We start from the raw sequence: 25,698 nt of genomic DNA, 5'->3' as shown, positions 1-25,698 counted from the left end.
ATGCCGCCAACAGCACGGCGTCCCCGCCAGAGGCGGGAACTCTACCTTACAATCTCCTCCACAGGGCGAAGCCCGTTATTGTGAAAATGACGCCAAGTGTTTGGCCGGCGTCCAGAAAGCCAAAATGTCCCTACCCGATACTATTCTCGCTCCACTCGCTCGCGCTCTTGCCGCCAAAGGCTATGAAACTCTGACGCCAGTGCAGGCCGCCATCATTGAAGACCAGACCTCCGGTCGCGATTTGCTGGTGTCCGCCCAGACCGGCTCCGGAAAGACCGTTGCCTTCGGCATGGCCATCGCGCCAACCCTGCTCGGCGATGAAGACCGCTTTACTTCGGTCGGCGCGCCGCTTGCGCTGCTGATCGCACCGACCCGTGAACTGGCCCTCCAGGTGCAGCGCGAGCTCGAGTGGCTCTATGCCGAAACCGGCGCCAAGACCGCTTCCTGCGTTGGCGGCATGGATGCCCGTGCCGAGCGCCGCGCGCTCGAGCGTGGTGCCCATATCGTCGTCGGCACCCCTGGCCGCCTGCGCGACCACATCACCCGCGGCGCTCTCGACATGTCGGCCCTCCGCGCCGTGGTGCTCGACGAAGCCGACGAAATGCTCGATCTCGGCTTCCGCGAAGATCTTGAATTCATCCTCGACGCCGCCCCTGAAGATCGCCGCACGCTGCTATTCTCGGCGACCGTGCCGAAGCCGATCGCCCAGCTCGCCAAGACCTTCCAGCGCAATGCCCTGCGCATTTCGGCCAGCAACTCCGCCGAGCAGCACAGCGACATCGACTACAAGCTGATGCTGGTGCCCGCCGCCGAGCGCGAAAACGCCATCATCAACACGCTGCTCTACTTCGACAGCGCCAATACGCTGGTCTTCGCCTCCACCCGTGAGGGCGTCAAGCACCTGTCGGCCCGCCTGCATAACCGTGGCTTCGACGTCGTCACCCTGTCGGGCGAACTGTCCCAGGCCGAGCGCACCAATGCGCTGCAATCCATGCGCGATGGCCGTGCCCGCATTTGCGTCGCCACCGACGTTGCCGCCCGTGGCATCGATCTGCCCAATCTCGACCTCGTCATCCACGCCGACCTGCCGACCAATCCCGATACGCTGCTGCACCGTTCGGGTCGCACCGGCCGGGCAGGGCGCAAGGGCACCTGCGTCATCATCGCGCCGATGCACCGTCGTGCTGTCGCCCAGCGCGTCCTCAAGACTGCCAAGATCGACGTCACCATGATGGCGCCGCCCTCGGCCGAGGAAATCGAAGCCCGCTACCGCGAAAGCATCCTGTCCAACGAGATGCTGAACCTGCCGGTGGCCGAGGAAGAGGCCGAGTTCGTCTCCCAGCTGATGGCCCGCTATTCCGTCGAGGCCATCGCCGCCGCTTACCTGCGCCAGCAGATGGCCGCCCGTCCGGCCCCCGAGGATGTGTCGGACGCTCCGGTGTTCGACAAGCCCGGCGACAAGGATCCGCGCACCAAGGAGCGCTTCGAGGGCGGCACCTGGTTCAAGGTTTCCGTCGGTCGCAAGCATAAGGCCGAGCCGCGCTGGCTGCTGCCCATGCTATGCAAGGCCGGCAATGTCACCAAGACCGCCATCGGCTCGATCCGCATTTTCGACACCGAATCGATCTTTGAAATCGCTGCCCCGAAGGCCGATGCCTTCGCAAAGTCGGTCGAAAAGAACGGCTCGGGCGAACGCGGCGTCACCATTTCGGCCGTCGACGGTCCCGGCGAACGCCGCGCCGGTCCGCCGCCGTCGCAGCGCCGTCCCGAAGGCCCGGTCGAACGCTTCGATCCCGATGCACAGCGTCCCGAACGCGCCGATCGCAAGACCCGCTACGGCTCCGCCGGCCTGCGCCCCGATGATTTCGCCGATGAGCCGGCAACAGAGGGATGGAACCCGGCAGCCGAAACACCAACCTCCTACGCCCCCAAGCCCGATTTCGACAAGCCGCGCGCCCCCAAGGTGAGCAAGGCCCCCCCGACCAAGGACAAGGGCAAGCCCAAATGGGCCGGCAAGCCTGCCGATGGCGCGCCGCCCGCCGCCAAGAAGCCCAAGGACCACAAGCCCAAGCGCAAGCCACAGGTCTGATAGCCAAAGTTGGCCGGGCGGCACCACTCGCCGCCCGCACCCCCTTCCTTTCTCCATCGGGCTCGACCCGAGGGCCACTACCAGCCCGGCGCGAACGACGAGCGATCCTCGGGTCAAGCCCGAGGAGAAAGTCGGTGGGTGTATTTACGATTGAATGCCACTAAGACCTCACTGTGAGCCTCCCTCTCTTTCTCCCTAGGGCTTGACCCGAGGGCCACTCACAACCTGCCGCGAGGGTCGAGACATCCACGGCTCTAGCCGCTAAGACCTCATGGTGAGCTTGTCGAACCACGAGGTCGGGCTCGCCTAACTACCAGGAGACACCTTTGCTCCCCACCATCGTCAGTTTCTGGCATGGCCCGATGAGCTGGTTGGAGGCGCTTTCGATCGCCTCCTTCCGCCGGCAGGGGCACCGGGTCGAGGTCTATTCCTATGACCCGGTCCCAGACATGCCGGAGGGTGCGATCGCCTGCAGCGCCGCCGACGTGCTGCCGCGCGACAAGCTGGTGTTCTACAAAGGCCGCGGCACGCCCGGCGTCTTCTCTGATTATTTCCGCATGATGGCGCTGCGCCAGTCCCGCGGCGTCTACGCCGATCTCGACGTCTATTGCGTCCGCCCCATACAAGGCCCGCCTGATTACCTGATGGCCTACGAGCGCCCCGGTTCCGTCAACGGCGCCGTGCTGCACATCCCCGCCGATGCGCCGCTACTCGATGATCTGCTGAGCATCTTTACTGAGACCGAGCGCCCGATCATCGAACCGCATCTGCCCCCATTCCGGCGCATCGAAGTAGCCATCCGCCGCCTGTTCGGCGAAAAAATCGCGCCCGAAAACATGCAATATGGCGCCACCGGCCCGATGGCGCTGACCCATTATGTAAAGCAGCGCGGCCTCTCAGCCAAAGTCCTGCCCAGCACCGCGCTCTATCCAATTCCTTACGAAGGCATTCCCGCCCTGATGCAGCCCGGCTCCAGCGTCGACGCTGCCATCACGCCCGACACCCTCGCCATCCACCTCTGGCGCAGCCAGCTCACCCGCCGTGGTCGCGCCGACATGCCCCTGCCACCACAGGGCAGCGCCATGGCCGAACTCTGTAACCGCGAAGGCATTACACTCGGCTGATCAGCCGGCGCTTTTCTTGTTCATGTGATAGGTCAGCGCCAGCGTAATCACATGCCGCAGCGCGGCCTGATCAGGCGCGTCGCCAACCACCACGCCCCGATTGCCGTCATAGCCAAACGCGTCGGGATACAGCTCGCGATACCGGCCCAGCAGGTCGGTCTTGCAGTTGACGTAGATCGCCGGCTGCCCGCTGGCCTTGTCCCGGTCAATCCGCACTGTTGTCCCGCTACCACTCGCCGTGGTCAGATAGCCGACTTGGCCCCACGCCGCCACCGCTTGATCCATAACCGCACCCTACACGAGCTCGACTTGCTTGCGTGAAGCTTCGACCTTCCTCGCCAGCACCGCAAATATCATCGGCAAATTTCGCCGCCGCTCTTCGGCACTCAAACCGCCGAGGTAGTCGCCCATCAAAAACTTGTACGCCCGACCGCCGCGACCACAGCGCGGCACGTTTCGGTCAGCAGATCGACTTCTACTGCAGGTCGACCAGTTCGCCCCACCTCGGGTCCCACTCAACATCCTCGTCCAGTTCCACCGCAACCCGCCCCGCGCACAGATGGTCACTGAGGAACTTGGCATAGGGCAGGGCCTCATCCACCCCCTGTGGTGACTTGGCCGTAGGGGAAAAAATGCGCAGTCCCGGCTCCGGCAATGGCCAGCTGACCACGCAGGACAGGCCCTCCGGCAGGCAGAAGATGCGAACCGCAATGGTATTGTCCTGGTTCGCTGTGGGGATATTACGGTAGAAAACGGGCAATGATCTTACTCGGGCTATCATGCCCTCAGCTACGGCTGCCGCGGCCACATTGTTTCAGCCGGCCATGCAATTAGCGACCATAAGATGGTCCTCGGAGGCACTTCACCTTTCCACGCCGCTGTTCTATTCTTTCTACAGCGCCTGGACGACCTCGCGACCTTCTCCATATTCCGGCTGGGACGACCCGCCACACCAGGACGCCTCGGGCAATCGGCTGCGTGCCGACGCCTAGGAGTCAAAAGGAGAAATCCCATGGCATGGGTCTACCTCGTTATCGCCGGCTTTTTTGAAATGGGCTGGGCCATCGGCCTCAAATACACCGAGGGCTTCACCCGCCTCGTCCCCACCACGCTCACAGTCGCCGCCATGATCATCAGCGTGATACTACTCGGCCTCGCCCTGCGCGACCTGCCGGTCGGAACCGGCTACGCCGTCTGGACCGGCATCGGCACCGTCGGCACAGCCCTCCTCGGCATGTACCTCTTCGGCGACCCCGCCACCGCCGCCCGCCTCGCCAGCATCGGTCTCATCGTAGCCGGCATCATCGGCCTCAAGGTGTTGAGCTAGTCCCCATCACTCTCTTTCTCCCTCGGGCTCGACCCGAGGGCCGCTCGTCACAAGTGCCTATCCATCACCCCACCCTCATTTCTTACCCATTCAGGGGAGGGAGGCGCTAGGCCGGATGCCAGTGTTCATCGTCTCCCTCCCCCTTGTGGGCTTCGAACCTGCCCATAGGGCCAAATCGCTCCTGTGGAGCGATTTGAGTGAAGAAGGATCAAGGGTGGGGGTAGTTTGGCCCCGATGCTAAGCAAATTTACAAGATATATCAATTGCTTAGGATGGCAGTCTGACTCTGCCCGCCATCACTCTCACTCACCACACGAACCCCTTGAATCAATATCTCAACACCCGACCACTGTGACAAAAAAGCTCTGGTTCCATCCCGACATGGCCCGCTCCCATTTTTGTTAATGGTCAATTCCGCGAACCTTGCTAGATTCGACCTCACAGGAATGCCGACTAGCGTCGCCGGCGCCCCCCAAATATTGGAGAGCAAATAGTGCCCTTGCGCTGGCAGGAAGTGGCTGTGCCACTGTTCGTTATTGTGTCGTTGATCGTCCTCAAACACCTGCCTTTTGCTGATGGCCTGCCTTTGGCCCGCGCCGCCGGCGTCGTGGCCTTCGGATATGCCGCCTTCCTGGCTCTGCGGCTGGTGCAGGGCGAAGAAGCCCTCCGCGTCGATGGCTGGTCCGAGCTGCGCCCCTCCATGGTCGAATATTTTGCCTGCTACGGCGCAGCGGCCCTCGCCATGGTGCTGATGAGCGCCATCATCGTCATCGGCGGCACAAAGCATGTCCAGGCCACCCAGATGCTCGCCACGTTCATTGCCTCGCTGCTCCTCGGTTCAGGCGCCGTCGGCATCGGCCTTGGCGGTCTCTTCACCAAGGTACGCTGGAACGACACCCTGCTCGAACACCGCAACACTTTCGGGCGTGAAAACCAAATCGCCTGGTCCGACGTGCGCTCCGTCCGCCCCAACTGGCGCGGCATCACCATCGCCACCCACGACGCCCAGCGCGTCACCTTCTCCCAGTTCCACTCCGGCGCTGCCCAACTGGCCATCCACGCCACCAACCGCGCCCGCCGAAACGCTCTGAGCGGTTCCGAAGGACAAATCACGCCAGTGGCGTGATTTGAGGAGAAGAGGCCACGAGGGCTGTGTCCGAATGGCAAGGCGCATGGGTTGGGCGGGGTTCGCCCTGATCGCCTCTCCCCTGAGGGGCGAGGGACCCGTGGCCCAGTACGTCCTCAAATTATCCCACCTCCCTTTTCTCCCTCGGGTCTAGCCCGAGGGAGAAAAGGGAGGTGGGCGTGGCGAGCGGCAGATCACCCCACGCACCAGCCACCGCCCCCGCACCCATTCACGCCGCAAATGCCCGCCATCACCCCAATTCAATTGAGCCAGGGCCGCCGCTCGGCTAACCTCGCCCCATGAACCAGTCCGTCGCCATTCGCACCGCCCGCTCGGTCTGCCCGCACGATTGCCCATCCGTCTGCGCGCTGGACGTCGACATCATCGACGAGCGCACCATCGGTCGCGTTCGCGGCGCCAAGGACGATCCCTATACGGCCGGCGTCATCTGCGAAAAAGTCGCCCGCTACGCCGAGCGCGTGCATCATGTCGAGCGCTTGATGCACCCGATGCGCCGGACCGGCCCCAAGGGCAGCGGCCAGTTCACCCGCATCACCTGGGACGAGGCCCTAGACGAAATTGCCGCCCGCTTTTCCCAGATCGAGGCCGAGCATGGCGCCGAGGCCATCTGGCCCTATTATTACGCCGGCACCATGGGCCACGTGCACCGCGACGGCATCGACCGCCTGCGCGCTGCCAAGGGCTATTCGCGCCAATATGACACTATCTGCACCGGCACCTCGTGGCCCGGCTATATCGCAGGCACTGGCATGCTGGGCGGCATCAATCCCGAGCAGATGGCCGAGAGCGACTGCGTCGTCATCTGGGGCACGAATGCCGTGCACACTCAAGTCAACGTCATGACCCACGCCATGCGTGCAAAGAAAGAGCGCAAGGCCAAGGTCGTCGTCATCGACATCTATGAAACTGCCACCATGGCCCAAGCCGACATGGGCCTCGTGCTGCGCCCCGGTACCGATGGCGCGCTTGCCGTTGCCGTCATGCACGTGCTGCTGCGGGATAACCTCGCCGATCGCGCCTACATGGCCAAATACACCGATTTTGGCCCTGATTTCGAAGCCCACCTCGCCGACAAGACCCCCGAATGGGCCGCCGCCATCACCGGCCTCACCGTCGCTGAAATAACCGACTTCGCCCACCTCGTCGGCACCACGCCGCGATCCTACTTCCGCCTCGGCTACGGCTTCACCCGCCAGCGCAACGGCGCTACGGCGATGCACGCTGCGCTCTGTATTCCTGCCATGACCGGCGCCTGGCAGCATCGTGGCGGCGGCGCCTTCCATTCCAATTCAGGCACCTTCCGCCTCGACAAATCCGCCATCACCGGCGACTCCATGCAAAAGGGCGACCCGCGCTGGCTCGACATGTCCGAAATCGGCGCCATCCTTACCGGCGACGCCAAGGCCCTCAAGCACGGCGGTCCGGTCAAGGCCATCATCGTGCAGAATACTAACCCTGCCTCGGTAGCGCCCGACCAGACCCTTACCCATAAGGGCTTCAGCCGCGATGACCTGTTCCTCGTGGTGCACGAGCAGTTCATGACCGAAACGGCTGAGTTTGCCGATATCGTGCTGCCCGCTACCATGTTCCTCGAACACAACGATTATTACACCCGGGGCGGCCACACCCGCGTGCTCTACGGCCCGGCGTTGATCCAGCGCCCCGGCGAAACGCGCTCCAACCACGAAGTCATCAACGCCTTGGCCCTGCGCCTCGGCCTCGATGACGATAGCTTCCGCACGGTCGACAAGGACGTCGTCGCCGAAACCTTCCGCCGCTCGAATTATCCAGCCCTCGACGAGGTCGAAAAGACCGGCTTCGTTGATCGCGAACGTCCCGACGCCGATGCCCGCTTCGCCGACGGCTTTGCCTGGCCTGACAAGCGCTTCCGCTTTGCGCCTAACTGGCAGGCGGTCGCCGATAAAAAGGGTTATCTCTGGGTCTGCGATCCGGCTGACATGCCGCGCTTTGCCGACCATTGGGCCATCACCGAAGCCACCAACGCCGAACACCCGTTCCGCCTCGCAACCAGCCCGGCGCGCGGCTTCCTCAACTCCAGCTTCAACGAAACTCCCGGCAGCCAAAAGCGCGAAGGCGTCCCGTCCGTATTCATCCACCCCGAAGACGCCGCGGGCTTGGGCATAGTCGAAGGCGATTTCGTCACCGTCGGCAATCGTCGCGGCTTGGTCGACCTGACTGCCCGCATCCGCACCGGCCTGCCCACCGGCGTCCTCATCGCGGAGGGCCTCCACAAGAACAAATCCCACCGCGGCGGCAAGGGCATCAACACCCTGACCAACTCAACCCCCGCGCCACCCTTCGGCGGCGCCTCCTTCCACGATGCCTCTGTCTGGATCAAGCGCTCTGATCAGCCATAGGCGCCCCAAAAGAAATACCCGGTCATGAACACCCCATAGACAATGACCGCCATCCGGATCCACTGCGTCGGAATCCGATGCGCATTCCGCGCTGCCACATAGCCGCCGATGGTCACCCCGACCAGCGCAATGGAGCCGTGATACCAGTCGATCGACCCGTTAAAGGCAAACCGTGCCACGGCTACGACCGCCACCACAGACGATACATAAAGCTTCAGTCCGTTCATCGCGTGGATGTCGCTCATTCCTGCGGTGGCTAGAAACGCCAGCAGCAATATCCCCAGCCCGGCATTGAAGAACCCGCCGTAAATACAAACGCCGGCGAGGAATGCCATCAGCAGCACGGTCCCCAGCATCTTCAGGCCGCGTCGCCCACCACTGCGCGATGCCACGAACCCGTTCAGCTGGCCCCCGAAGATGAAAAGCAACACTGCAAAAGCCATCAGCCACGGCACCACCAGCGAGAACAGCTCATCGCTCACCACCAGCAAAAGCTCGGCCCCGACATAGCCAAACACCGCGGCGATGACGCCATAGATCACCAGCCGATCCTTATACTGGCCCATGGCATGCCAATAGCCGAACGCTCCGCTCGCATAGCCGGGCAAGGCGGCATAGGTGTTCGACGCATTGGCGATCACCGGCGGCACCCCGACAAACAGCAGCGCCGGAAACACGATAAACGAGCCACCGCCCGCCAGCGAATTCACCGCGCCACCAATCAGACCCGCCAAAAACAGGAACAGCGCTTCAAGCACCTTACTCTCCCAACAACGATGTCATCCCGGCGAAGGCCGGGACCCATCCTGAGATCTCAGCGCATATCCCGAGCGGACCAGTTGGCCCAACATAAATCGCTGATCTCCCCATCACCGCGATTGATCGCATCCCAGCCAAACATTGACAAAACCGCCGCCCGCGCTCATATCCGCCTTAGGTCGCTGGCACCCGCCGCTCGCCGGAAGCAATTCCGATGGTGAAGTCCAGTCTCCAGGCAGAAACGAACCCCGGTTCATCTTTGCAAGGCGCATCATGGCAAAGCGAGCCCCATGAAACAGTCGCCTCATCGCAATGAGAAGACCCTGTCATGTCGTTTTCGCTAGATACCCCATCCGCCCACAGCCTGAAATCCGAAGCCAAAGCCCTGCGCGCCCAGCGCGATCAGGCGGGTGAAAATCTGTCGCATGGCGCCGCCCTCGAAGCCGTTGCCAGGTCGCACGGTTATCGCGACTGGAACACCGCCCGCGCCGCACTGCCGGATCGCGTCGTCTCGCCCTGGCAGGTCGGCAGCCGCGTCAAAGGCTTCTACCTCGACCAGCCCTTCTCCGGCATGCTGATCGGCGTGCAACTGCTCGGCAACATGCAGAGCTACACTGTCACCATCCAGTTCGATGAGCCGGTCAACGTCACGCCGACCTTCATGTTCGCCGCTCTGCGCCACCGCGTCGTCTCGACCATTGACCTGCACGGCATCTCCAACGCCATGCGCGGCAACGGCAATCCGCAACTGGTGCTCAAGCGGGCATGATGTTCTTGAATGCGGGGCAGGGCGGCAATATGCTGCCTTGCCCTTCATCGTAAGGTGCCGATAGTCTGCCGCCACCAAATCAACCACGGAACCGGCACATGACCACCCAGACCAAGCCGATCGAGGCCTACTCGCTCCCAACCCCAAATGGGCAAAAGGTCCACATCATGCTCGAAGAGTTGGGCGTGCCGTGGAACTACCACCGCATCGATATCGGCAAGGGCGAGCAGTTCACCCCGGAATTCCTCGCCATCTCCCCCAATAACAAGATCCCCGCCATCGTCGACCCCGAAGGCCCCGATGGCCAGCCGATCTCGATCTTTGAATCTGGCGCCATCCTCAAATATCTCGGCCTGAAATTCGGCCAATTCTACCCGACCGATCCGCGTCAGCAGGTCAAAGTCGACGAATGGCTGTTCTGGCAGGTCGGCGGTTTCGGCCCCATGCTGGGCCAGAACAACCACTTCAACGTCTATGCGCCCGAAAAACTTCCCTACGCCCAAAAGCGCTACAGCGATGAAACCCATCGCCTGTTCCGCGTGCTGAACATCCAGCTTGCAGGCAAGGAATACATCACCGGCGAATACTCCATCGCCGACATCGCCTCCATCGGCTGGGCCCAAAGCTGGGAACGCTACGGCATCACCCAGGCCGAATATCCCAACGTCGTCACCTGGATCGAACGCCTCGCCGCCCGCCCCGCCGTCGAACGCGGCCTCGCCTGGGGCAAGGACGTTCCCCAACGGAGCTTGGCCGACGACAAGGAAGCCCAGAAAATCCTGTTCAACCAGCGCTAACGATCACTTCGGGTTCGGGCATCCCCCGGACCCACTAATGCAACCGCTCCAGAGATATCCCCGTCAGCGGCTCCAGGGACTGGTATCCATGCCTGCCTGATCGGGAATCGAAGGGTAACCTTGGACAAGTCAGGAAGCCCCGTGCCAGTAAATCTGCACTAAGGCTTCCAGGTATCAACAAGGGAAAATGGCGGAGAGGATGTCCGCTCAACTGACGTTCCATAGCAGTTCAGCAAGTGCCCACAAGCCCAGCATTAGCGGGGGGTTGCTTCTCCCCACGTATTTCAACGTTCCCCGGCGTGCCCTATAATCCCATCTAGAGCTTATGGGTTTCCTTAGGGTGATTTGGTTATGGCAGTCGGCAAGCAGCTTTCGGCAAAGGCAATCGCCTCCCCGAGCATGGCGCCGGGAATGCACGCCGATGGTGACGGGCTCTACCTCATTGTCAGTCCCCAGGGCGCGAAGCGCTGGACGTTCGTTTTCTTCATGCAGGGCAAGCGCAAGGAAATGGGGCTGGGCAAGCTGTCCGCCGTTTCCCTGCTCGACGCACGCGATGCGGCAGACGCAGCCCGGCGCATGGTTGCTCGCGGTGAAAACCCAATAGAGGCCAGACGCGCTAACCGCGCCGACGCTGCCGCCGAAGCTGGCAAGGTTGTCGTCACCTTTGGAATGGCTGCAGAGGCCCATATCAACGCCCATGCATCCGGCTACCGGAACGCCAAGCACATCGACCAGTGGCGCATGACGCTATCGGTCCAGCGCGACAAAGCCGGAAACCTGATGGACACCGGCTATTGCTTGGCAATCCGCGACACTGCGGTTGCAGAAATCGACACTCCCGAGGTCATGTCGGTGCTGTTGCCAGTCTGGCTGGATAAGGCCGAAACGGCATCGCGCATTCGTGGCAGGATCGAGCATGTCTTAGACGCGGCAAAGGTCGATGGCCACCGAAGCGGGGAAAACCCGGCTCGGTGGCGCGGCCACCTCAAATTAAAGCTACCAAAGCGCAGGAAGCTTACGCGCGGCCATCACGCCGCAATGCCTTATGTGGACGTTGCCGATTTCATAACCGAGTTGCACAAGGTCGAGGGGCTTGGCGCCCAGGCTTTGGAGCTTGCGATACTGACCGCCAGCCGCACCGGGGAAATCATCACCGCCAAGTGGCATGAGTTCGATATGAGCGGCAAAGTGTGGACCGTTCCAGCGGAGCGCATGAAGGCTGGTCGTGAACACCGCGTTCCGCTATCCGCCCGCGCCCATTATATCCTTGGGCAATTGGCCGAGACCCGAACGGGCGATTATGTGTTCCCCGGCAAGAAGGCAAATGCCCACATTTCCAACGCCACCATGTCTAAGGCGCTCGGCGCTGCCGGTGGATCTGATTTCACCGTTCACGGCTTCCGCTCCGCCTTCCGCGATTGGGTTGGCGAGGAAACCAGCTTTGCCGAGGCCATCGCAGAGGCGGCGCTTGCCCATATCATCGGTGACGAGACCGAGCGCGCTTATCGCCGTGGCGATGCCCTAGCGAAGCGCAAAACCCTTATGGACGCATGGGCGGCATATTGCCTGCCCGCTCCAGTCGAGAACGTGTTGCCGATGACGCGAAGGAAGCCCACGGCGGCATGACGTAAAGCGGGGGTCTAGACCGGCCAGTCGAAAAGCGGGGCACACCTCCCGCCGATCCCCGCCCCTTAGGTGTTCGCAGAGGATAGCGAATGGCGCCGAAGTCAAAAAAGGCATGGACCCCCAGCGCAGAAGTGCATTGGTGGGGGGAGTTAACCGGCGAGTTCCGGGGCACCGCCGACGATATCCTAGGCATCCATATGTCGGACGCCGCATGGGACGGCCTGCAGAGATGCGCCCGTATCTATGCCATGTCCTTGAACCATGAATATGCAGCCGCCCCACTCAGCGAACAGGTCCAAGCGGTCAAGCGCGTTTCCGCTGCTGCTGGCGAATTGCTCAACGCCATTGAGGCCGCGAACACCCAGGCTAATGGCCGGGCGGTGTCGAACAATATGGGCGAGGCTTGGGCGACGATTTACGACCGGGAGGCCGAACACGACCGGAACGTGAATGTCATGGTCGAAGACCTCTGCCAGGTAATGTCAGAAGATGATGCTTGGTCGCTCGTGCGCTCTTGGTATGCCGCTGGGCGGATACTCCGACCCGAGCCTGTAGCGGATACAATCATCCACCTTGGCGAGTTGGCAACCGCCGCCCGCCTTGCCTATGTCGCGCTCGAGAATGGCACCGCTCCATCGACCACCAAGGGCGGCGCATTCCAAGAGTTTATCGGCGTGATGTACGAGTGGAAGGCAGCGCATCGGATCACAGCCGGGGTCAACAAGGGATCGGCCAATAGTGCTGGCGGGCGCCTCACCCGGCTAGTCAAAGCCATTCTCGACCAAGTGCCCATCCTGAAAGACGACAGCGGCAAAGCGCTTGAGAAACAAATGCGCCGGGCCGTTGTTGCCGATGGCTCGCTGGCCGAAGCGATTGGCAAAGCGCGTGATGCATACGAGGCGAACCGACCGGCTGCGCAACGGGTGGTTTTGAGCGCCGCGACGAAGGCTTAAACCACCCGCTGTAGGGGGAATTGACCGTCGAAAATAATCGTATCCCCCCGCTATAGAGCAGTCTTTGGGAGTCCTAGTGTTTCATCAAGCGCCACAGAGTGTCTGGCGCGGAATGTTCTTTAGGAGCCCACATGACCCCCGAAAAGGCCGCCTACACACTACTCGACTTTCTCACCCGATATGGCATCAGCAAAAGCTCTGCCTATCGTGAAATCAACGCAGGCCGTCTCAAAGCCGTGAAGCGTGGCCGTGCCACCCTGATCACCGCCGAGGCCGCTACTGCTTGGCTGAACAGCCTGCCCGCCGCTGGTAAGGCCGCGTAACCCCCTCAAAAGAAAAGGCCTCAGCGGTCATCACACCGCCAAGGCCCAGATAGGATTTCACCTGAAATGAACTCATATCACGAACCCGCATCGGCGGGCAACGCTACCGGCTTGCCTTTTTACGCCGGACTTCCCCTGCTCGACTGGCGCGAAGCCGCCAATTCCAACAACCCCCATGCGCCCTTTCCGTCCGACCTCACCGCAGGCGGTCGCCTAGTCTTTGAGCGCACCCGGCGCCCTGTCGCGACATGCAATGCAATCGCCCGCCTCGCTGGTATCGGCCAGGAGGCCTTTGCAGAATGACCAAATCTCTCAAGCCAAATTGCGACTGCATTGTTCGTCGCGGCGGTGAAGTCATCGGCACGATCAAACTGAGCGGGCGTGTACTCTGGGCTCTGCTTTCGCTGATGCGCGAAGGCGAGCGCGGTTGCACACCAATCACCCGCCCAGCTCCACGGTGGAGCCACTACATCCACCAGTTGCGCACCGTCTACAACATCAACGTCGAAACGATCAACGAAGGCCATGAAGGCGTCTTTAGCGGTACTCACGCCCGTTATGTGCTTCGCGACCAGACCAGCTTGTTCGGCGGAAATCTCACTGAGTATCTGATGAGCCCAGATGGACGCCGCGAATTCCCCAATGCGAACTTTTTGGGGGCGCACTAATGGGTGTCTGGTTCTCCGACATGATCGACACGTTGTTCAAGGATGCCGACGCCTTGGCGACGGAGCTTTCCACCTCCGAAGATGCCTGCACCGTAGAGCTCCGTCGCCGGATTGCCGAAAGCGACATGAGCAGCACCATGGATTCGATCAAAGCGCGCTTCCCCGACCAGCCTGCCGCTGGCTTGGCCTTCATCGCGATCCGCATGCGCAAGTCCCTGCGCATACTAATGGCGGCAAAGGCGCTGGCCCAATGACCGACCCCCACCGCAACAATGAGGTGAGCGCAGTTTTGCGCTCACCGGTGATCTGGAAGTGGAAACGCTCATGAGCCGGCAGTTCTCGAAAGTGTCGCCTGCCGTGTGGGGGTCTAAACGTTTCGTCTCCCTGCCCACGACTGAGGCAAAGCTGCTCTACCTGTATTTCCTGAGCAATGAGCACAACAACAGCGCTGGCGCCTATCGGGTGCGTGAGGGCTATGCCCTTGCGGACTTGGGATGGCAGCGCGAAGTCTATCGCCAGTGTGTTGCCAACCTCGTTGAAGCCGAGCTGGTCGCCTATGATGACGAGGCCGAGGAAGTCTATGTGCTGCGTTGGTTCAAGCACAATCCACCCCAAAACGAGAAGCATGCCCAAGGCTGCAAGCGGATCATTTTCGAACTCGACAGCCAGCGGATAGCCGAATTGGCAATGTTGGACTTCGAAGACGTTGAAGGTCGCCGCAATCCCCCCGCAGCTTTGCAGCAAACGCCCGTTTCGTCGGCATTACGCAGTCAATTGGCGGGGCCAGCTAAGAGGGCGTTTTGATACCCTATCCATACCGTATCGATACCCTAGGCATATACAGAGACAGAGACAGAGACACAGACTGGAGACTAAGACCGAGACACCAAACTAGACAAATACAAAAACCTAGACCCCAGACCGCCACTCAGCGTCACGCGTTACGGACATGTGACGGTAACACCAAACTCCACTCCCGGCCCGATATCGCAGGGCTGGGGATGAAAGAAATGTCGAGCAAAATCGAGTTACCTCGTATCACAGATGGCAACTTCCTGATTGGCAAGCCGTTCGTGGGGAAAGACGAGGTTCAAATGCGCAGACTGTTCCTAGTGTCGTTCTTTGCTGCCCCTAGCTTGTTTGCCGGAATTACGTCCAGTGTGGCTCAAGACCAAGTTGTACCGACGCAGCCAATGAGCGCAGCAGCGGTGAATGAAGCAGACTTGGGCGCTCGTTTCGCTGATCCTCAGCGGGTCTATATCGTTGCGCCGGAAGGGCCGACTTCTGATGACGCAGCGCCGGAAGTTGCAGCGACGCCTGATCCAGCCGTCGCCAGGCTTCAAATCCTTTTGGACCAACAAGGCGCGTCGCCGGGTGTCATTGACGGCTTTGATGGGGAAAATTTGCGCAAGGCGGTCATGGGGGCTCAGGCCATGGCTGGAATGCCAGTCACAGGCATTGTCGATGATGCCTTGTTGGCTTTGGTGGAAACAGGGCAACCCGCAATCGACAGTTATGTTATCGCTGCTACCGACCTTGAAGACGTAACCGGGCCAACGCCGGACGATTATGCAGAAAAGGCAGTATTGGGTTTTTTAGGTTATGGCAGCGTTCAAGAAGCGCTTGCTGAACGCTTCCATATGGATGTTGACCTTCTCACCGCTCTCAACCCGAACGCCGTTTTCGAGCCAGGAGAGTCTATTTCGGTAGCTGTCACCGGCCCGGACCGAACCGGAGAAGTCCAACGAATTGAGGCTGACAAAGCCTTGCGCCAAGTGAGGGCTTATGATGCTCAAGGGACACTCTTAGTCACATATCCCGCAACAATCGGCAGTGAGGGCACCCCATCACCCAGCGGAAGCTATGTGGTGGAAGTGGTCGCCTCAATGCCCAACTACACCTACAATCCCGACATCAACTTTCAGCAGGGCGAGAACACCGAAGTCCTTACAATTCCCCCCGGGCCGAATGGACCAGTCGGGAGTATGTGGATCGCGCTTTCAAAGCCCACCTATGGAATTCACGGCACTCCCGAACCGTCGAAAATTGACAAAACAAGCTCATATGGATGCGTTCGCCTCACGAACTGGGACGCTCAAGAACTCGGTAGCATGGTGTCGCAAGGTGTCGTAGTCGACTTCCTTTAATAGGGTCTCGTCCCTGCGTGTCGATGCGATCAGGTCTTTTCTGTGCAGTACGCGCAGGCGCGCGAGGGGCGAGTTTTGTCACTCCATGAAAACCGGGCGTCGGCTAGTAAAATAGTGACGGATATTCCCCTCACCTTCACGCATGAGAAACGTCTAGGTACGCAAGGGGGCTTGCTGGCACGCTAAGTTATTGTATTTACTACACATTCTTGCATGTTGTGGACTCTCGGGGTACATTGAAGGCCTGGAAATCAGGAGCTTTCGATGAACCGTTCGAAGTACTCGAACCCCGAGGTGATGGACGAGCGCCTGACGGTCGCCGTTCCTGCCAACACCAAGGCTAAGATTTTTGCAATCGCCAACAAGCGCGGGCTTCCGGCCTCGCTGCTGATGCGGCAGGCAATCGACGCTTTCCTCGCAGAACCCCGCGCGGCGTAGGAGGCTTTGATATGGTCGATGTGCGCATGCCAGATGGGGTCGTTGTCCGCTTTCCAGACGACATGCCTGACGACCAAATCCGCACCATGATTGCGGGCAAGTTCCCCCAGGTCGCGCAGCAGCAGCAGGCTCAAGCCTTGCCGACGCCGATGCCGCAGAAAATCGCTCCCGTTCCACGTCCTCGCCCAATGTTGGGGATGGGGCCGGGCAGTGACCAGACGTTTACGATCCAAGCCCCTGATGGCCGCAAAATCCAGATACGGGCGCAGGACGAGGCAACCGCCGTTCGTGGCGCGAAGGAAGGCTCAGCAGATCATGGGCCAAATCTTCGGTGAAGCTCGCAACGTCCGCGCCACGGCGGGGAACATGGTTGCGGGCGGCACTGGCAGCATGGGTGCGCAGATTGCTGCAGATGCCGCCCCGGAAGAATGGAAGGGCACAGCGGCCATTGGCGGCGGTCTGACAGGCGCCGGTATTGGTACGGTTGCAACTGCCCTCCCTCGCCTTGCTGGTGCTGGCGGTCGCGCCCTTGGTGACTTCGTGGCCCCGTTCACTCAGGGCGGGCGCGAACAGATGCAGTACCTCAACATCCTGCGCAATGTGCCTTCCTACCGCCTTGGCATTGCGGTCGCAGACCTCATCGACATTGCCTATGAATACTCAGTGCTTAGCGAAATGGTCGAGCTATTCCGGCTGCGTGACGATCCAGTCGGCGCACTCGCCGGGCCTGCCATGGCGAAGCTGGTCGATATTTGCGCCGCCGAGGGAATTCGGCGCGGCGTCATCTTTGCGAGTGGCGACGATGTGATGAACCGCAACTATGCCCTCGACCTGGTAGACGAGATGGTCGCGGCTTTCACGCCCCATTGGGCGGCGCTGCTATGACCTTGGCAACCCGTATCTCAAAACTTGAAGCCACCCACGGAACGGCGGCTGAAAACAATCAGGTGAAATCATGAGCGCCACTACTCGGATTGAGAAGCTAGAGCGGTCGGCAGCGCCCGTCGCAGACAGTTATTGGACGGGAGTGCTGGCCTACGTTGCCAAGCACGGCAAACGCCTAGTTGCCACCAGTGAGAGCGCCCCATGAGCACCCTTAACACCCGCATAGAAAAGCTTGAGCGGGAGCTTGCGCCCGTTGGCGAGCCCCGCCGCAATATCGAAGTTTTAAGCGGGCGGGAAATGACCAGCGACGAACTTCACGAATGGCTACGAGGCCAGGGTGTCGAAGTGCAGCCGGACGACCGAATCTTTCACCGCATAATTGTTGGCGTGGAGCCGGGCACCATGCGCCGCATCTATTCCGGCAAGATGGAACGGTTGTCTGTGACCGACTTCAAAACTGGCGAAACAACGGTTCGGCACTACGCTGAGGATGAAAACGTATGAGTGGCCTTAACTCTCGCATCAGTCGGCTTGAGGCAAACTATGGCCCGCAGGTTCTAGGCCGCTGGATTTTGCTAGGCGGCGACCCTCGACCCGCCAACAAGACGGTCAACGCCTTTTTGTCAGAGCAAGGCATCGTAAGGCAGCGCACTGATTTCGTTTGGACAGGCCATGACGAGGCTGCGCCCGGCACTCCGCTTTCGCTGGTGGAAGTTATCCCCGTAACTCAAACGGTCGAAGAAATGTTGGCGGAGCTGGACAACGCCGCATGACCAGAGTTGGCGGCGCACGAGAAGGGGCAGGACGCCCCAAAGGCAGCTTGAACAAGCGCAGCGCCGACACGCTTGCCGAAGCGCTCGCTGCCGGGCTTACGCCAGTGGAATACATGCTGGAAATACTGCGAGACCCTACGGCAGATGAAAAGCGACGGGATTGGGCAGCAGAGAAGTCCGCGCCTTATCTGCATCCTCGCCCGACGCCAACCGACAGAACCGTAACCGTCGAGTTACCGGACACTTCCACCATTGCAGGCATCAACCAGGCGCTAGACCGCATCATTGCAGCGATGAGCACAGGCACAATTTCCCCGAGTGAGGGCGCCAGTTTCATCAGTGCCATTGAAGGGCGCCGCAAGGCTATTGAGACCACAGACCTTATGGACCGCATCAAAAAGCTTGAGGAACTGAAACGATGAATTACCCACATACCTGCACGGGTGTTACACACACGCAGATGCCGGGAGGACACCCTTCTCATCATCGCCTCTAAAGTAGAGGGAAGTAGAGCGACCCGATCCAGCGACTAGTCAGCGCAAGCATTTGATTTGTCGATGCTTACCAGTTTGGATCGGCGGCGGCTCTATAGAAATGGCTCTCTCGCGGCGCCCTCGAAAATCTCCCACAGGTCTCGGTCCGTAGCCTTCATGGCCTTAAGCGGGTTTTGCACGAACCAATTAATGGCGCGCGACAGGCGGGCGTTTACCACTTCTTCCAGAGAAAGCTGGGCGTGCTTATGCATCCAGGACGACACCTCAACCCAGTCCCAGAGCGGACTTGATGATGTGATGCGGGCATGGGGAGGTGGGAAACCACTGCCCCTTTCTCCAGACACGTACAGGCTGATTGCGGCGCGCGATAGTTTTGTCCGTGCTGCAATTTCCGTTTGGCTGACTAGAAAGTCAGGCTCGAAGCGCTCGATAATTCCGCCCGTTTTTGCAATATCGCTGTAAGCCGAAACAACGGCATGGCCAAAGCCTTCTGCCTCACGAGCAAAGCAAGCGACAACAAGCCCATTCTTCAGAACGAGAGTCGCATCATCCCGCCGCACACTGTTGAAAGCCGCTCCGTTGGGGCTGGCCGCGTTGGCTGCAATTTCCCCTAACGCCGTCGCAGCAGACGTTGACCCGGCCATTGCCGCACTCGCCAATATCCGCAAAGCCAAGCGGGCAAGCAACCTGGCCTATGCCTGCCTCGATGCTGCAGAGGCCCGCGCCGTGATCGATTTGGGGCTGAGGCCTTGCACGATGATTTCATGGGGCCGGTATTCGATGATTGGCGGTTCCGAGCTAGGCGGCGCCAGTGACTATTTCCTCTCCGCCGGCGTCGATCCGGAACAGGTTAAAAGGGAGCTTACAGCGGCAAAACGCCGGTTGCGCAGTGCGGCCATCGCTGCCCGCGCGTGGGACCGAAAAGCTGGCGTTGTCCAATTGCGCCGACTGAATGAAACGACCAAGCACGAGTTCAGGCAGTCGCTATGGATCGCCGCTAGAACCGTACCGACCACGACCGAGGGCGCTGCATGCATGGCGGCATGGCTAGGTGGCGAGCTGGGGGAGTTCTGCGAGCGCTATCACCGCATCGCGGCAAAGAACCTCTCGCGCGGCCTCCGGCAGATGGGTGCATGATGGCCGGGAAAATCGACTTGATCGACACTATCGACCAATTGTCCGAAGCGCGGGATCTGATCGAAGCGGCGCTGATGGCCGTGGAAGCGGTCACAGACAAACACCAGCGCAATGCCCTAGCCCGCCTACTCGGCACGATTGCCGAGCGATTAACCGATGTTGGCGCGAAGCTGGACGCGCGGCTTGAGGGGGGAGGTAAATGAACGCCGCGTTCCTACGCCCTGCCGGGTGCCCCTGTGGCATCGCCTCCGCCGACTGGCGCAATGCCCTGTTGGAACGGATCGAGAGCCAAGCCGCCGTCCTGACCGCCCTTGTGGACGCGCTCGACGCCATGGAAGGCGATGCGGACTGCGAACCATGGCTAGGCGCCAATGAGCCGACAGGTAGTGCCATAGGGCAACTGCATTGGTCGAGCGGTCCCGACGATAGCCGGGAGGATGAGAACGAGCACGGCGGCGATGTGCAGGATGAGCCTCACGACGATATCAATGAGGGGTGCCCAGCCGACGAAATGCCCATCCATGGCCGCATGACCGAGGATCAAAAGGATGAAGTTTGGGATGAAGGCGAGCGGCTAGTTGCCCAAGCTCGAGCAATGCTCCCGCCGCCAGTAGTCCTACAATTTCCCGGACACCGACCATGAAGGTGCAAGAGGAGAACCGCGCCATCACAAAGCGGGATTTGGTCAACAAGCTGCAGAAGGTGGAAAAGGCCCTTGGCGCACAAGCCCAGCGCGCCGACGCCGCCGAGCGTGAATGCGACCGGCTCCTGTCCGAAGTCATCTGCCTGCAGCGGGGGGAAGCAGCCGCGGTTTAGAGCGCAAACTGTTTCCGGCGAAAGTGCCATCACTACCTGGAAAGCAGGGCCAATATGTCTCCGGAAGTAACGGAAGCCATCGCCCTCGCTCTCGCACTGCATTGCAATGCTTTCGGTCCCGCGTTTGGGCGATGGCTTTAGGAACCTTCTGCCTACTGGTGGATTTGTGCACGTCCGGCGCAATGAGCCCCCCGCGCCGGGTCCGGAGAGAAGCCGCTGTGGTACCCACGGCGGCTTCTCTTATTTGGCGATATGAGTACGGGTGCCACGCCATAGGACCGGCAGTAGACGGAGTTCCCCGCGTAAAACATATGCGCCATACGCAACTTTGAACCGTCTCGCGCGTATCTTCCATTATGACCGACATCGAAAGAAAGCCAGCCGGGCAGCCTTATGAGCTCTTCGCGTTCGCCCGCAGGCACCAGATAGCACTAGAGCGCGCGCGTTTCATCATTGAGCAATTCGGCGCCGACCGGCCAGGCGCCGACGCTGCTGCTAAGGCCCTCTCGGAAAGTGATTTCTAGCGCAAAGTAATTTGGCACTAGATAGGCAATCGCCGGGCCGGTGAGAGTTTTGGGCGCAAGCTCCGCCGGCTGCTGCCGTCCTTACCAACAGCTTTAAAAAACAGTCCGAATTGAACGACCGGCTCATCAGCCCGACTTGGGTTCTGCGGCAGTCCTTATCAGTTCTCTCAACTGATTCATCAACGTGCGTCCGGTGACTTGCTCAGAGCTGAGACCCTCCTGACCCAAATGTCTTTTGATGTCGGCGACGTTAGTGAATTGCCCGGACTTTGCTAGTTCGAAGGCGCGCTCAAGCGGAGTGATATTGTTTTCCATGCCCTTCCGTAGACGTTTTGCGACTTCAAAGCCATTTGCCACGCTTTCGATGCGCCCAGGGGCTTGGAGGGCCAATGAAGTCAGCGCCAGTCTTGGCGGCATTCTTCTCGGCCTTGATCTTCGCACGGGACTCGGCGGCAAGCTCGGCGTTGGTCTTGAAACCCATCCGCCGGAACTCGGCCTCGAATGCTGCGGCCCGCGCGGCCCTTTCTTCGATTGACGGCATATGACTGTGATGATGGGCACCGCCTGAACCATCCATAAGGCCGTCACCGGAAGGCGGAACGGTTCGGATGGTGGCGTTCTTACTGCCGCACCGTTGGCATTTGAACCGAGACAGGAACTCGTTGCGCTGAAGCACTAGGTTAAAGTCGCCGCCCAGGTATTGGATAAGCTGGTCGATGCGGGGTTGTGTGTAGTGTGCGCATATACGACCGACCAGATTGGCTTCACAGTGAACCGTGACCCTCCATCCGCTATCCTTGATTTCTCGCAGCGTTGCCATGTGAACAGAATGAGAACGCTGCGCGATTCTTACCAGCCACTAGGGGTTGGGTGTTCAGCGGATCGCCGCCACAAGAACGCACTATGCCTTTGGGCGAAAGCCGTCCGAAACCACTTAGGTTCACAAACAAGGGAGTGATTGGGGCTGCCATTGTGGCTGCGTATTCAACAACCAGATTGATTGTCTGGAGGATGTGATGCAGGTCAACGTGCTTGTTAGAGACGGAATTGCCGGAGAGGCCGCGTCTTTGCTCGTACTGCCATTCGGATGCGAGGCTTCAATCCCCGAACATTTACGCAGTATGGGTTGGCGAGGTTTAGCCACGGCTACTACTGACGACCGGCTATTGTGGCCGGGGCAGTCTCGTATTGAGGCTGATATCGTTTGCCAAGGGTACTCCCTGCTAGCCGCGTGACGCTGAGTTGAACCACTTAGCAGGCATTGTCGGAACAGCTATTCCATGTCGGACACTTGGCCGTGCTTGAATAGGGTTACGGGGTCTCCGAAGTCGCCATTCACTAAGTCGGCAGTTCGCGTCCATACGATGACCCCGGCTCGCTGCGATGCAATGGCCTGCGCCGCGCGGATCGCCTGCGCCTCGTCGCGCATCTCCATAGCCTCACCAAAGGGCACTATGTCGCCTTCCTCGTTGCGCACGAATGAAAGCATGACGATAAGCTTGGCAGGGATGTTTGGCGGCTTTTCTCTGCGCTCCACTGATTTGCCCCTCGTAACCAAATTTCAGTTGATGGCTCCCCAAACTATTTTCGGGGCTGATTTGGGCTCAAGCTCGACACGGCCCGCCTAACCTTAGGGGTTTCCTTAGGGCGGCTGGTGGACCGCCTAAGACGTCACTAGCAATTTCAATGACTTAGGCCAGATAAATGGCGGAGAGGATGGGATTCGAACCCACGAGACCCTTTTGAGATCTGCGCCCTTAGCAGGGGCGTGCCTTCGGCCACTCGGCCACCTCTCCGGCAGGGGCGTGGATACCGGGCAAGGGGTGTGATGGCAAGCGGTTTTTGTCGGCAAAGCGGACTTGCGGCAAACGTCCCCTTCTTTGTTTGGCAACGCCTAAAATAGAAGTGTGTCACTCAGGCTTTGCCTTAGCGGCGCTAAGCCCGGCCGCCCTGCCTGTGAGCAACATGTTTTGGTCGCCAAACTGTCATCAAACTCGGCTACCGCAGGGCTTTAGCATCCGCACCAGCCAGAACTGTACGCTCATGAACACTGTCGCCCTCGGGGAACTCGTCCTGACCAATGCCAAGATTGTCTTGGCTGACCGGGTGTTTGAGGGCTCTGTCCGCGTCGATGGCGGCATGATCACCGACATTTCGGAGAGCACCCGTACCGGTATCGACCTCGAAGGCGACTACCTCATTCCGGGTCTGGTCGAACTCCACACCGACCACCTCGAAACCCATTACGCACCCCGCCCGAAAGTGCGCTGGAACCCCGTCGCCGCCGTACAGGCGCATGACGCCCAGATCGCAGCTTCAGGCATCACAACCGTGCTCGATGCCATCCGCATCGGGCTGGACGAGCAGACCGACATCGGCGCCGCCGACATGCGCACTCTTGCGGCCGCCATTGGCGCCGGGAGCAAAGCCGGGCGCCTGCGTGCCGATCATCACATTCACCTGCGCTGCGAGGTCTCGGCGCCCGATTGCCTTGAAAGCTTCGAGGCCATGATGGACGATCCCCAGGTGCGCCTGGCATCGCTCATGGACCACGCCCCCGGCCAGCGCCAGTTCGCCAGCGTCGACGCCTACAAAGTTTATTACCAGGGCAAGACCAAGATGAACGATGCGGAACTGGACGCTTTCAGCGTCCGCCGCAACGCCCAGTCATACGCCCATTCCGGCCCCAACCGCCGCGCCATTGCCCAAATGTGCCACGACCGCGGCATAGTCCTCGCCAGCCACGACGACGCCACCCGCGACCATGTCGAGGAAGCCGTCGCTCTCGGTCTGCACATCGCCGAATTCCCCACCACGATCGAAGCCGCCAAGGCTTCCCGCCAGGCTGGCATGTCGATCCTGATGGGCGGCCCCAATGTCGTGCGCGGCGGTTCCCACTCCGGCAACGTCTCGGCCCGCGCTCTGGCCGAGGCCGACCTGCTCGACATCCTGTCGTCCGACTACATCCCCTTTTCCATGCTGCAGTCGGCATTTTCGCTCGCCGACAACGTCGAGGGGATCAGCCTTTCCAAGGCCATCCAGCTCGTTACCAAGCGCCCGGCAGAAGCCGCCGGCTTCGATGATCGCGGTGAGATCGCGGTGGGCAAGCGCGCCGACTTCGTGCATCTGCGCGTCGAAGATGGTATTCCCATCGTGCTGACCGTGTGGCGGCAGGGCAAGCGAGTGATATGAACGGAACTTTCGTAGCCGTCGTCGGACCGAGCGGGGTAGGCAAGGATAGCCTGATCGCCTTCGCCCGCGCCCGGCTGGAAGCCAGCGGCCGTGTTGCCTTCGTCAAGCGCGTAGTCACCCGCGAAGCCCATGGCGGTAGCGAAGACCATGACAGCATGGATGGGCAAGCCTTTGCCGCTGCCGAGGCCGCCGGCCAGTTCGCCCTGAACTGGGACGCGCACGGCTTGCGCTATGGTCTTCCAATTGCATTGGAACATGACCTTGCGGCAGGCAAAGCGGTAGTCGCCAATCTATCCCGCGCCGTCATCCCGGCACTCATGCAGCGCTACCCCGAAACCGTCGTCGTCTCGGTCATCGCCGACCGCGACGTCATCGCCCAGCGTCTCGCCAGTCGCGGCCGCGAAACCGGAGAATCCATCCCGCGCCGCCTCGACCGCAGCGTCGGCGACCGCCTGCCGGCCAGCACCATACGCATCGACAACTCCGGCGAGCTGGAAGTCGCCGGCGAACAGTTCGTGCAGCTATTGCAGGATGTCACGGGACTGGTGCAACCCTAAACCACCAATTCCATCCGCTCCGCCGGAAACCTGCTCAGCGCATAGGATATCGGCACCCCTTCGGCATCCACATCTACCGCCTCCGAAACCAGCAGGATCGCCCCCGGCGCGAGCCCCAGCAGCTTGGTCTCCTCCACATCGGCATGGCGGGCCGAGATGCGGGTTGAGGCGCGGGCATAGTCCTCGATGCCATAGCTGGCGAAGGTCTCGGTGGTCGATGCAAATCGGGCGATCCGCTCGGCGAAATCGGGGAAGCGCCGATACGGCAACCACGTGGTCGATCGGGAAATTGACACCCCGTCCGCCAGCGACATGCCTTCGAGACGGACCACCTTTGAGGCGCTGCGGATGTCGAGAGCTTTCGCCACCGCTGCCGTGGCATTCTCCAGCCGGTTGCTGAGGCTGACCGAGGTCAGCGACGATGCCTGGCCCTTCAGTCCCTCGCGAAATCGCGTCCGCTTTCCAATGGGATAGCTGAGTCGGCGGGCGTTGCGCACAAAGGTGCCGCGACCCTGTTCGGCGCCCACCACGCCATCCTGAGCCAGCACTGCAAGCGCGCGTCGGACCGTATGTCGATTTGCGGAAAACCGTTCAGCAAGAACCGCCTCCGTCGGCAGGCGATCACCCTCGGCAAGCTTGCCGCCGACGATGTCGAGCCTTATGGCATCGGCGATGCGGCGCCATAAAGCCACTCCGCCGGAAACGTCTTTCAAAACTGTCATTGCATTTTCACACGGGGAGCGTAGGACCGGATTCAGACATTAGTTGTCTATTA

General features: G+C 60.7%; 35 protein-coding genes and 1 tRNA gene. 28 read left to right on the top strand and 8 right to left on the bottom strand.

Annotated elements, in window-relative coordinates:
- Window positions 1-124 precede the first annotated feature (124 nt).
- Both WH91_RS01845 and WH91_RS01840 read left to right on the top strand, forming a co-directional pair.
- Window positions 125-2,089: a DEAD/DEAH box helicase gene (locus WH91_RS01845; protein ID WP_046169363.1), complete on the top strand. Its 1,965-nt coding sequence runs from the start codon at window positions 125-127 to the stop codon at window positions 2,087-2,089.
- A gap of 326 nt (window positions 2,090-2,415) precedes the next feature.
- Window positions 2,416-3,213 carry a glycosyltransferase gene (locus WH91_RS01840; protein WP_046169309.1) on the top strand — a complete coding sequence of 266 codons (798 nt, stop codon included), beginning with the start codon at window positions 2,416-2,418 and terminating at the stop codon, window positions 3,211-3,213.
- Here the strand turns inward: WH91_RS01840 and WH91_RS01835 are convergent, their stop codons facing one another.
- Both WH91_RS01835 and WH91_RS01830 read right to left on the bottom strand, forming a co-directional pair.
- The gene (locus WH91_RS01835; protein ID WP_052952529.1) at window positions 3,214-3,498 is read right to left on the bottom strand and encodes a hypothetical protein; all 285 of its coding nucleotides are present in this window, start codon (window positions 3,496-3,498) and stop codon (window positions 3,214-3,216) included. It abuts the gene before it with no gap.
- 190 nt (window positions 3,499-3,688) lie between these two features.
- Entirely contained in the window at window positions 3,689-3,973 is a 285-nt protein-coding gene (locus tag WH91_RS01830) for a hypothetical protein (protein WP_143078187.1), read from the bottom strand.
- Window positions 3,974-4,225: 252 nt separating this feature from the next.
- Between WH91_RS01830 and sugE the strand changes: the two genes are divergently transcribed.
- The 3 genes from sugE to WH91_RS01815 all read left to right on the top strand — a co-directional run bounded on the left by sugE (window position 4,226) and on the right by WH91_RS01815 (window position 8,065).
- Window positions 4,226-4,540 (top strand): quaternary ammonium compound efflux SMR transporter SugE, encoded by a 315-nt coding sequence (gene sugE, locus WH91_RS01825; protein ID WP_046169307.1) that lies wholly within the window; start codon window positions 4,226-4,228, stop codon window positions 4,538-4,540.
- A gap of 493 nt (window positions 4,541-5,033) precedes the next feature.
- Window positions 5,034-5,666 (top strand): hypothetical protein, encoded by a 633-nt coding sequence (locus WH91_RS01820; protein WP_046169306.1) that lies wholly within the window; start codon window positions 5,034-5,036, stop codon window positions 5,664-5,666.
- A gap of 299 nt (window positions 5,667-5,965) precedes the next feature.
- Complete coding sequence (locus WH91_RS01815; protein WP_046169305.1) at window positions 5,966-8,065, top strand: molybdopterin-containing oxidoreductase family protein; 2,100 nt, start codon at window positions 5,966-5,968, stop codon at window positions 8,063-8,065.
- On the opposite strand, the gene WH91_RS01810 is transcribed toward WH91_RS01815, so the two are convergent.
- On the bottom strand, window positions 8,056-8,823 hold the full coding sequence (locus tag WH91_RS01810) for a sulfite exporter TauE/SafE family protein (protein WP_046169304.1): 768 nt from the start codon (window positions 8,821-8,823) through the stop codon (window positions 8,056-8,058). The genes WH91_RS01815 and WH91_RS01810 overlap by 10 nt on opposite strands.
- Window positions 8,824-9,152: 329 nt before the next feature.
- Between WH91_RS01810 and WH91_RS01805 the strand changes: the two genes are divergently transcribed.
- The 16 genes from WH91_RS01805 (at window position 9,153) to WH91_RS22325 (ending at window position 18,625) form a co-directional block, all read left to right on the top strand.
- On the top strand, window positions 9,153-9,593 hold the full coding sequence (locus WH91_RS01805) for a glyoxalase superfamily protein (protein WP_046169303.1): 441 nt from the start codon (window positions 9,153-9,155) through the stop codon (window positions 9,591-9,593).
- A 98-nt stretch (window positions 9,594-9,691) separates the two neighbouring features.
- Entirely contained in the window at window positions 9,692-10,390 is a 699-nt protein-coding gene (locus WH91_RS01800) for a glutathione S-transferase N-terminal domain-containing protein (protein ID WP_046169302.1), read from the top strand.
- 351 nt (window positions 10,391-10,741) lie between these two features.
- Entirely contained in the window at window positions 10,742-12,016 is a 1,275-nt protein-coding gene (locus WH91_RS01795) for a tyrosine-type recombinase/integrase (RefSeq protein ID WP_046169301.1), read from the top strand.
- Window positions 12,017-12,105: 89 nt separating this feature from the next.
- Window positions 12,106-12,969 carry a hypothetical protein gene (locus WH91_RS01790; protein WP_046169300.1) on the top strand — a complete coding sequence of 288 codons (864 nt, stop codon included), beginning with the start codon at window positions 12,106-12,108 and terminating at the stop codon, window positions 12,967-12,969.
- A 131-nt stretch (window positions 12,970-13,100) separates the two neighbouring features.
- Window positions 13,101-13,292: a helix-turn-helix domain-containing protein gene (locus WH91_RS01785; RefSeq protein ID WP_046169299.1), complete on the top strand. Its 192-nt coding sequence runs from the start codon at window positions 13,101-13,103 to the stop codon at window positions 13,290-13,292.
- Window positions 13,293-13,358: 66 nt separating this feature from the next.
- Window positions 13,359-13,595, top strand: coding sequence for a hypothetical protein (locus tag WH91_RS01780; RefSeq protein WP_046169298.1), 237 nt, complete (start codon window positions 13,359-13,361; stop codon window positions 13,593-13,595).
- Window positions 13,592-13,960 carry a winged helix domain-containing protein gene (locus WH91_RS01775; RefSeq protein WP_074797606.1) on the top strand — a complete coding sequence of 123 codons (369 nt, stop codon included), beginning with the start codon at window positions 13,592-13,594 and terminating at the stop codon, window positions 13,958-13,960. Before WH91_RS01780 ends, WH91_RS01775 begins: the two co-directional genes overlap by 4 nt.
- Window positions 13,960-14,214 (top strand): hypothetical protein, encoded by a 255-nt coding sequence (locus WH91_RS01770; RefSeq protein WP_046169297.1) that lies wholly within the window; start codon window positions 13,960-13,962, stop codon window positions 14,212-14,214. Before WH91_RS01775 ends, WH91_RS01770 begins: the two co-directional genes overlap by 1 nt.
- Window positions 14,215-14,284: 70 nt before the next feature.
- Window positions 14,285-14,764 carry a hypothetical protein gene (locus WH91_RS01765; protein ID WP_046169296.1) on the top strand — a complete coding sequence of 160 codons (480 nt, stop codon included), beginning with the start codon at window positions 14,285-14,287 and terminating at the stop codon, window positions 14,762-14,764.
- 290 nt (window positions 14,765-15,054) lie between these two features.
- On the top strand, window positions 15,055-16,107 hold the full coding sequence (locus tag WH91_RS01760; protein WP_052952533.1) for a L,D-transpeptidase family protein: 1,053 nt from the start codon (window positions 15,055-15,057) through the stop codon (window positions 16,105-16,107).
- Window positions 16,108-16,371: 264 nt separating this feature from the next.
- Entirely contained in the window at window positions 16,372-16,545 is a 174-nt protein-coding gene (locus WH91_RS24005) for a ribbon-helix-helix protein, CopG family (RefSeq protein WP_143078186.1), read from the top strand.
- A gap of 11 nt (window positions 16,546-16,556) precedes the next feature.
- Complete coding sequence (locus WH91_RS01755) at window positions 16,557-16,880, top strand: hypothetical protein (RefSeq protein ID WP_046169295.1); 324 nt, start codon at window positions 16,557-16,559, stop codon at window positions 16,878-16,880.
- The gene (locus tag WH91_RS01750) at window positions 16,861-17,430 is read left to right on the top strand and encodes a hypothetical protein (protein WP_046169294.1); all 570 of its coding nucleotides are present in this window, start codon (window positions 16,861-16,863) and stop codon (window positions 17,428-17,430) included. Before WH91_RS01755 ends, WH91_RS01750 begins: the two co-directional genes overlap by 20 nt.
- 201 nt (window positions 17,431-17,631) lie before the next feature.
- Entirely contained in the window at window positions 17,632-17,934 is a 303-nt protein-coding gene (locus tag WH91_RS01745) for a hypothetical protein (RefSeq protein WP_046169293.1), read from the top strand.
- Window positions 17,931-18,203, top strand: coding sequence for a hypothetical protein (locus tag WH91_RS01740; RefSeq protein WP_046169292.1), 273 nt, complete (start codon window positions 17,931-17,933; stop codon window positions 18,201-18,203). Before WH91_RS01745 ends, WH91_RS01740 begins: the two co-directional genes overlap by 4 nt.
- Window positions 18,204-18,250: 47 nt before the next feature.
- Window positions 18,251-18,625, top strand: coding sequence for a hypothetical protein (locus WH91_RS22325; RefSeq protein ID WP_143078185.1), 375 nt, complete (start codon window positions 18,251-18,253; stop codon window positions 18,623-18,625).
- Window positions 18,626-18,789: 164 nt separating this feature from the next.
- Here WH91_RS22325 and WH91_RS01730 read toward each other — a convergent pair whose 3' ends face one another.
- Window positions 18,790-19,257, bottom strand: a complete 468-nt coding sequence (locus WH91_RS01730) for a helix-turn-helix transcriptional regulator (RefSeq protein WP_052952527.1) — start codon at window positions 19,255-19,257, stop codon at window positions 18,790-18,792.
- 19 nt (window positions 19,258-19,276) lie between these two features.
- Here WH91_RS01730 and WH91_RS22320 point away from each other — a divergent pair, with 19 nt between their 5' ends.
- The 5 genes from WH91_RS22320 to WH91_RS24840 all read left to right on the top strand — a co-directional run bounded on the left by WH91_RS22320 (window position 19,277) and on the right by WH91_RS24840 (window position 21,174).
- A complete protein-coding gene (locus WH91_RS22320; RefSeq protein WP_052952526.1) occupies window positions 19,277-19,834 on the top strand; it encodes a hypothetical protein in 558 nt (185 codons plus the stop codon).
- A gap of 17 nt (window positions 19,835-19,851) precedes the next feature.
- Window positions 19,852-20,037 carry a hypothetical protein gene (locus tag WH91_RS01720; protein ID WP_143078184.1) on the top strand — a complete coding sequence of 62 codons (186 nt, stop codon included), beginning with the start codon at window positions 19,852-19,854 and terminating at the stop codon, window positions 20,035-20,037.
- Window positions 20,034-20,477 (top strand): hypothetical protein, encoded by a 444-nt coding sequence (locus tag WH91_RS01715; RefSeq protein WP_046169289.1) that lies wholly within the window; start codon window positions 20,034-20,036, stop codon window positions 20,475-20,477. Before WH91_RS01720 ends, WH91_RS01715 begins: the two co-directional genes overlap by 4 nt.
- The gene (locus tag WH91_RS24515) at window positions 20,474-20,650 is read left to right on the top strand and encodes a hypothetical protein (protein ID WP_158409500.1); all 177 of its coding nucleotides are present in this window, start codon (window positions 20,474-20,476) and stop codon (window positions 20,648-20,650) included. Before WH91_RS01715 ends, WH91_RS24515 begins: the two co-directional genes overlap by 4 nt.
- 356 nt (window positions 20,651-21,006) lie before the next feature.
- Window positions 21,007-21,174, top strand: a complete 168-nt coding sequence (locus WH91_RS24840; RefSeq protein ID WP_171910579.1) for a hypothetical protein — start codon at window positions 21,007-21,009, stop codon at window positions 21,172-21,174.
- A gap of 340 nt (window positions 21,175-21,514) precedes the next feature.
- On the opposite strand, the gene WH91_RS24000 is transcribed toward WH91_RS24840, so the two are convergent.
- From WH91_RS24000 to WH91_RS01695, 3 genes are all read right to left on the bottom strand, one after another.
- On the bottom strand, window positions 21,515-21,994 hold the full coding sequence (locus WH91_RS24000; protein WP_143078183.1) for a hypothetical protein: 480 nt from the start codon (window positions 21,992-21,994) through the stop codon (window positions 21,515-21,517).
- A 453-nt stretch (window positions 21,995-22,447) separates the two neighbouring features.
- Window positions 22,448-22,711, bottom strand: coding sequence for a hypothetical protein (locus tag WH91_RS01700; protein ID WP_244542405.1), 264 nt, complete (start codon window positions 22,709-22,711; stop codon window positions 22,448-22,450).
- A gap of 168 nt (window positions 22,712-22,879) precedes the next feature.
- Window positions 22,880-22,970: transfer RNA gene (locus WH91_RS01695), tRNA-Ser, on the bottom strand.
- A gap of 247 nt (window positions 22,971-23,217) precedes the next feature.
- Here WH91_RS01695 and WH91_RS01690 point away from each other — a divergent pair.
- Together WH91_RS01690 and phnN are read left to right on the top strand one after the other, a co-directional pair.
- Window positions 23,218-24,366: an alpha-D-ribose 1-methylphosphonate 5-triphosphate diphosphatase gene (locus WH91_RS01690; RefSeq protein WP_046169286.1), complete on the top strand. Its 1,149-nt coding sequence runs from the start codon at window positions 23,218-23,220 to the stop codon at window positions 24,364-24,366.
- The gene (gene phnN, locus WH91_RS01685) at window positions 24,363-24,923 is read left to right on the top strand and encodes a phosphonate metabolism protein/1,5-bisphosphokinase (PRPP-forming) PhnN (RefSeq protein ID WP_046169285.1); all 561 of its coding nucleotides are present in this window, start codon (window positions 24,363-24,365) and stop codon (window positions 24,921-24,923) included. Before WH91_RS01690 ends, phnN begins: the two co-directional genes overlap by 4 nt.
- Here phnN and phnF read toward each other — a convergent pair.
- Window positions 24,920-25,645 carry a phosphonate metabolism transcriptional regulator PhnF gene (gene phnF / locus WH91_RS01680; protein ID WP_046169284.1) on the bottom strand — a complete coding sequence of 242 codons (726 nt, stop codon included), beginning with the start codon at window positions 25,643-25,645 and terminating at the stop codon, window positions 24,920-24,922. The two genes, phnN and phnF, sit on opposite strands and share 4 nt — an antisense overlap.
- Window positions 25,646-25,698 lie beyond the last annotated feature (53 nt).

The organism is Devosia psychrophila (genome assembly GCF_000971275.1).
Classification (GTDB): domain Bacteria; phylum Pseudomonadota; class Alphaproteobacteria; order Rhizobiales; family Devosiaceae; genus Devosia; species Devosia psychrophila.
This window is presented reverse-complemented; position numbering and strand designations above follow the sequence as displayed.

What these genes read in the sequence shown, in the direction of transcription:
- WH91_RS01845 (WP_046169363.1), top strand. Translation starts at nt 125, where the DNA reads ATGTCCCTACCCGATACTATTCTCGCTCCACTCGCTCGCGCTCTTGCC.
- WH91_RS01835 (WP_052952529.1), bottom strand. Translation starts at nt 3,498, where the DNA reads ATGGATCAAGCGGTGGCGGCGTGGGGCCAAGTCGGCTATCTGACCACG.
- sugE (WP_046169307.1), top strand. Translation starts at nt 4,226, where the DNA reads ATGGCATGGGTCTACCTCGTTATCGCCGGCTTTTTTGAAATGGGCTGG.
- WH91_RS01815 (WP_046169305.1), top strand. Translation starts at nt 5,966, where the DNA reads ATGAACCAGTCCGTCGCCATTCGCACCGCCCGCTCGGTCTGCCCGCAC.
- WH91_RS01805 (WP_046169303.1), top strand. Translation starts at nt 9,153, where the DNA reads ATGTCGTTTTCGCTAGATACCCCATCCGCCCACAGCCTGAAATCCGAA.
- WH91_RS01800 (WP_046169302.1), top strand. Translation starts at nt 9,692, where the DNA reads ATGACCACCCAGACCAAGCCGATCGAGGCCTACTCGCTCCCAACCCCA.
- WH91_RS01795 (WP_046169301.1), top strand. Translation starts at nt 10,742, where the DNA reads ATGGCAGTCGGCAAGCAGCTTTCGGCAAAGGCAATCGCCTCCCCGAGC.
- WH91_RS01790 (WP_046169300.1), top strand. Translation starts at nt 12,106, where the DNA reads ATGGCGCCGAAGTCAAAAAAGGCATGGACCCCCAGCGCAGAAGTGCAT.
- WH91_RS01785 (WP_046169299.1), top strand. Translation starts at nt 13,101, where the DNA reads ATGACCCCCGAAAAGGCCGCCTACACACTACTCGACTTTCTCACCCGA.
- WH91_RS01780 (WP_046169298.1), top strand. Translation starts at nt 13,359, where the DNA reads ATGAACTCATATCACGAACCCGCATCGGCGGGCAACGCTACCGGCTTG.
- WH91_RS01775 (WP_074797606.1), top strand. Translation starts at nt 13,592, where the DNA reads ATGACCAAATCTCTCAAGCCAAATTGCGACTGCATTGTTCGTCGCGGC.
- WH91_RS01770 (WP_046169297.1), top strand. Translation starts at nt 13,960, where the DNA reads ATGGGTGTCTGGTTCTCCGACATGATCGACACGTTGTTCAAGGATGCC.
- WH91_RS01765 (WP_046169296.1), top strand. Translation starts at nt 14,285, where the DNA reads ATGAGCCGGCAGTTCTCGAAAGTGTCGCCTGCCGTGTGGGGGTCTAAA.
- WH91_RS01760 (WP_052952533.1), top strand. Translation starts at nt 15,055, where the DNA reads ATGCGCAGACTGTTCCTAGTGTCGTTCTTTGCTGCCCCTAGCTTGTTT.
- WH91_RS24005 (WP_143078186.1), top strand. Translation starts at nt 16,372, where the DNA reads ATGAACCGTTCGAAGTACTCGAACCCCGAGGTGATGGACGAGCGCCTG.
- WH91_RS01755 (WP_046169295.1), top strand. Translation starts at nt 16,557, where the DNA reads ATGGTCGATGTGCGCATGCCAGATGGGGTCGTTGTCCGCTTTCCAGAC.
- WH91_RS01750 (WP_046169294.1), top strand. Translation starts at nt 16,861, where the DNA reads ATGGGCCAAATCTTCGGTGAAGCTCGCAACGTCCGCGCCACGGCGGGG.
- WH91_RS01745 (WP_046169293.1), top strand. Translation starts at nt 17,632, where the DNA reads ATGAGCACCCTTAACACCCGCATAGAAAAGCTTGAGCGGGAGCTTGCG.
- WH91_RS01740 (WP_046169292.1), top strand. Translation starts at nt 17,931, where the DNA reads ATGAGTGGCCTTAACTCTCGCATCAGTCGGCTTGAGGCAAACTATGGC.
- WH91_RS01715 (WP_046169289.1), top strand. Translation starts at nt 20,034, where the DNA reads ATGAACGCCGCGTTCCTACGCCCTGCCGGGTGCCCCTGTGGCATCGCC.
- WH91_RS24515 (WP_158409500.1), top strand. Translation starts at nt 20,474, where the DNA reads ATGAAGGTGCAAGAGGAGAACCGCGCCATCACAAAGCGGGATTTGGTC.
- WH91_RS24840 (WP_171910579.1), top strand. Translation starts at nt 21,007, where the DNA reads ATGACCGACATCGAAAGAAAGCCAGCCGGGCAGCCTTATGAGCTCTTC.
- WH91_RS24000 (WP_143078183.1), bottom strand. Translation starts at nt 21,994, where the DNA reads ATGGCAACGCTGCGAGAAATCAAGGATAGCGGATGGAGGGTCACGGTT.
- WH91_RS01690 (WP_046169286.1), top strand. Translation starts at nt 23,218, where the DNA reads ATGAACACTGTCGCCCTCGGGGAACTCGTCCTGACCAATGCCAAGATT.
- phnN (WP_046169285.1), top strand. Translation starts at nt 24,363, where the DNA reads ATGAACGGAACTTTCGTAGCCGTCGTCGGACCGAGCGGGGTAGGCAAG.
- phnF (WP_046169284.1), bottom strand. Translation starts at nt 25,645, where the DNA reads ATGACAGTTTTGAAAGACGTTTCCGGCGGAGTGGCTTTATGGCGCCGC.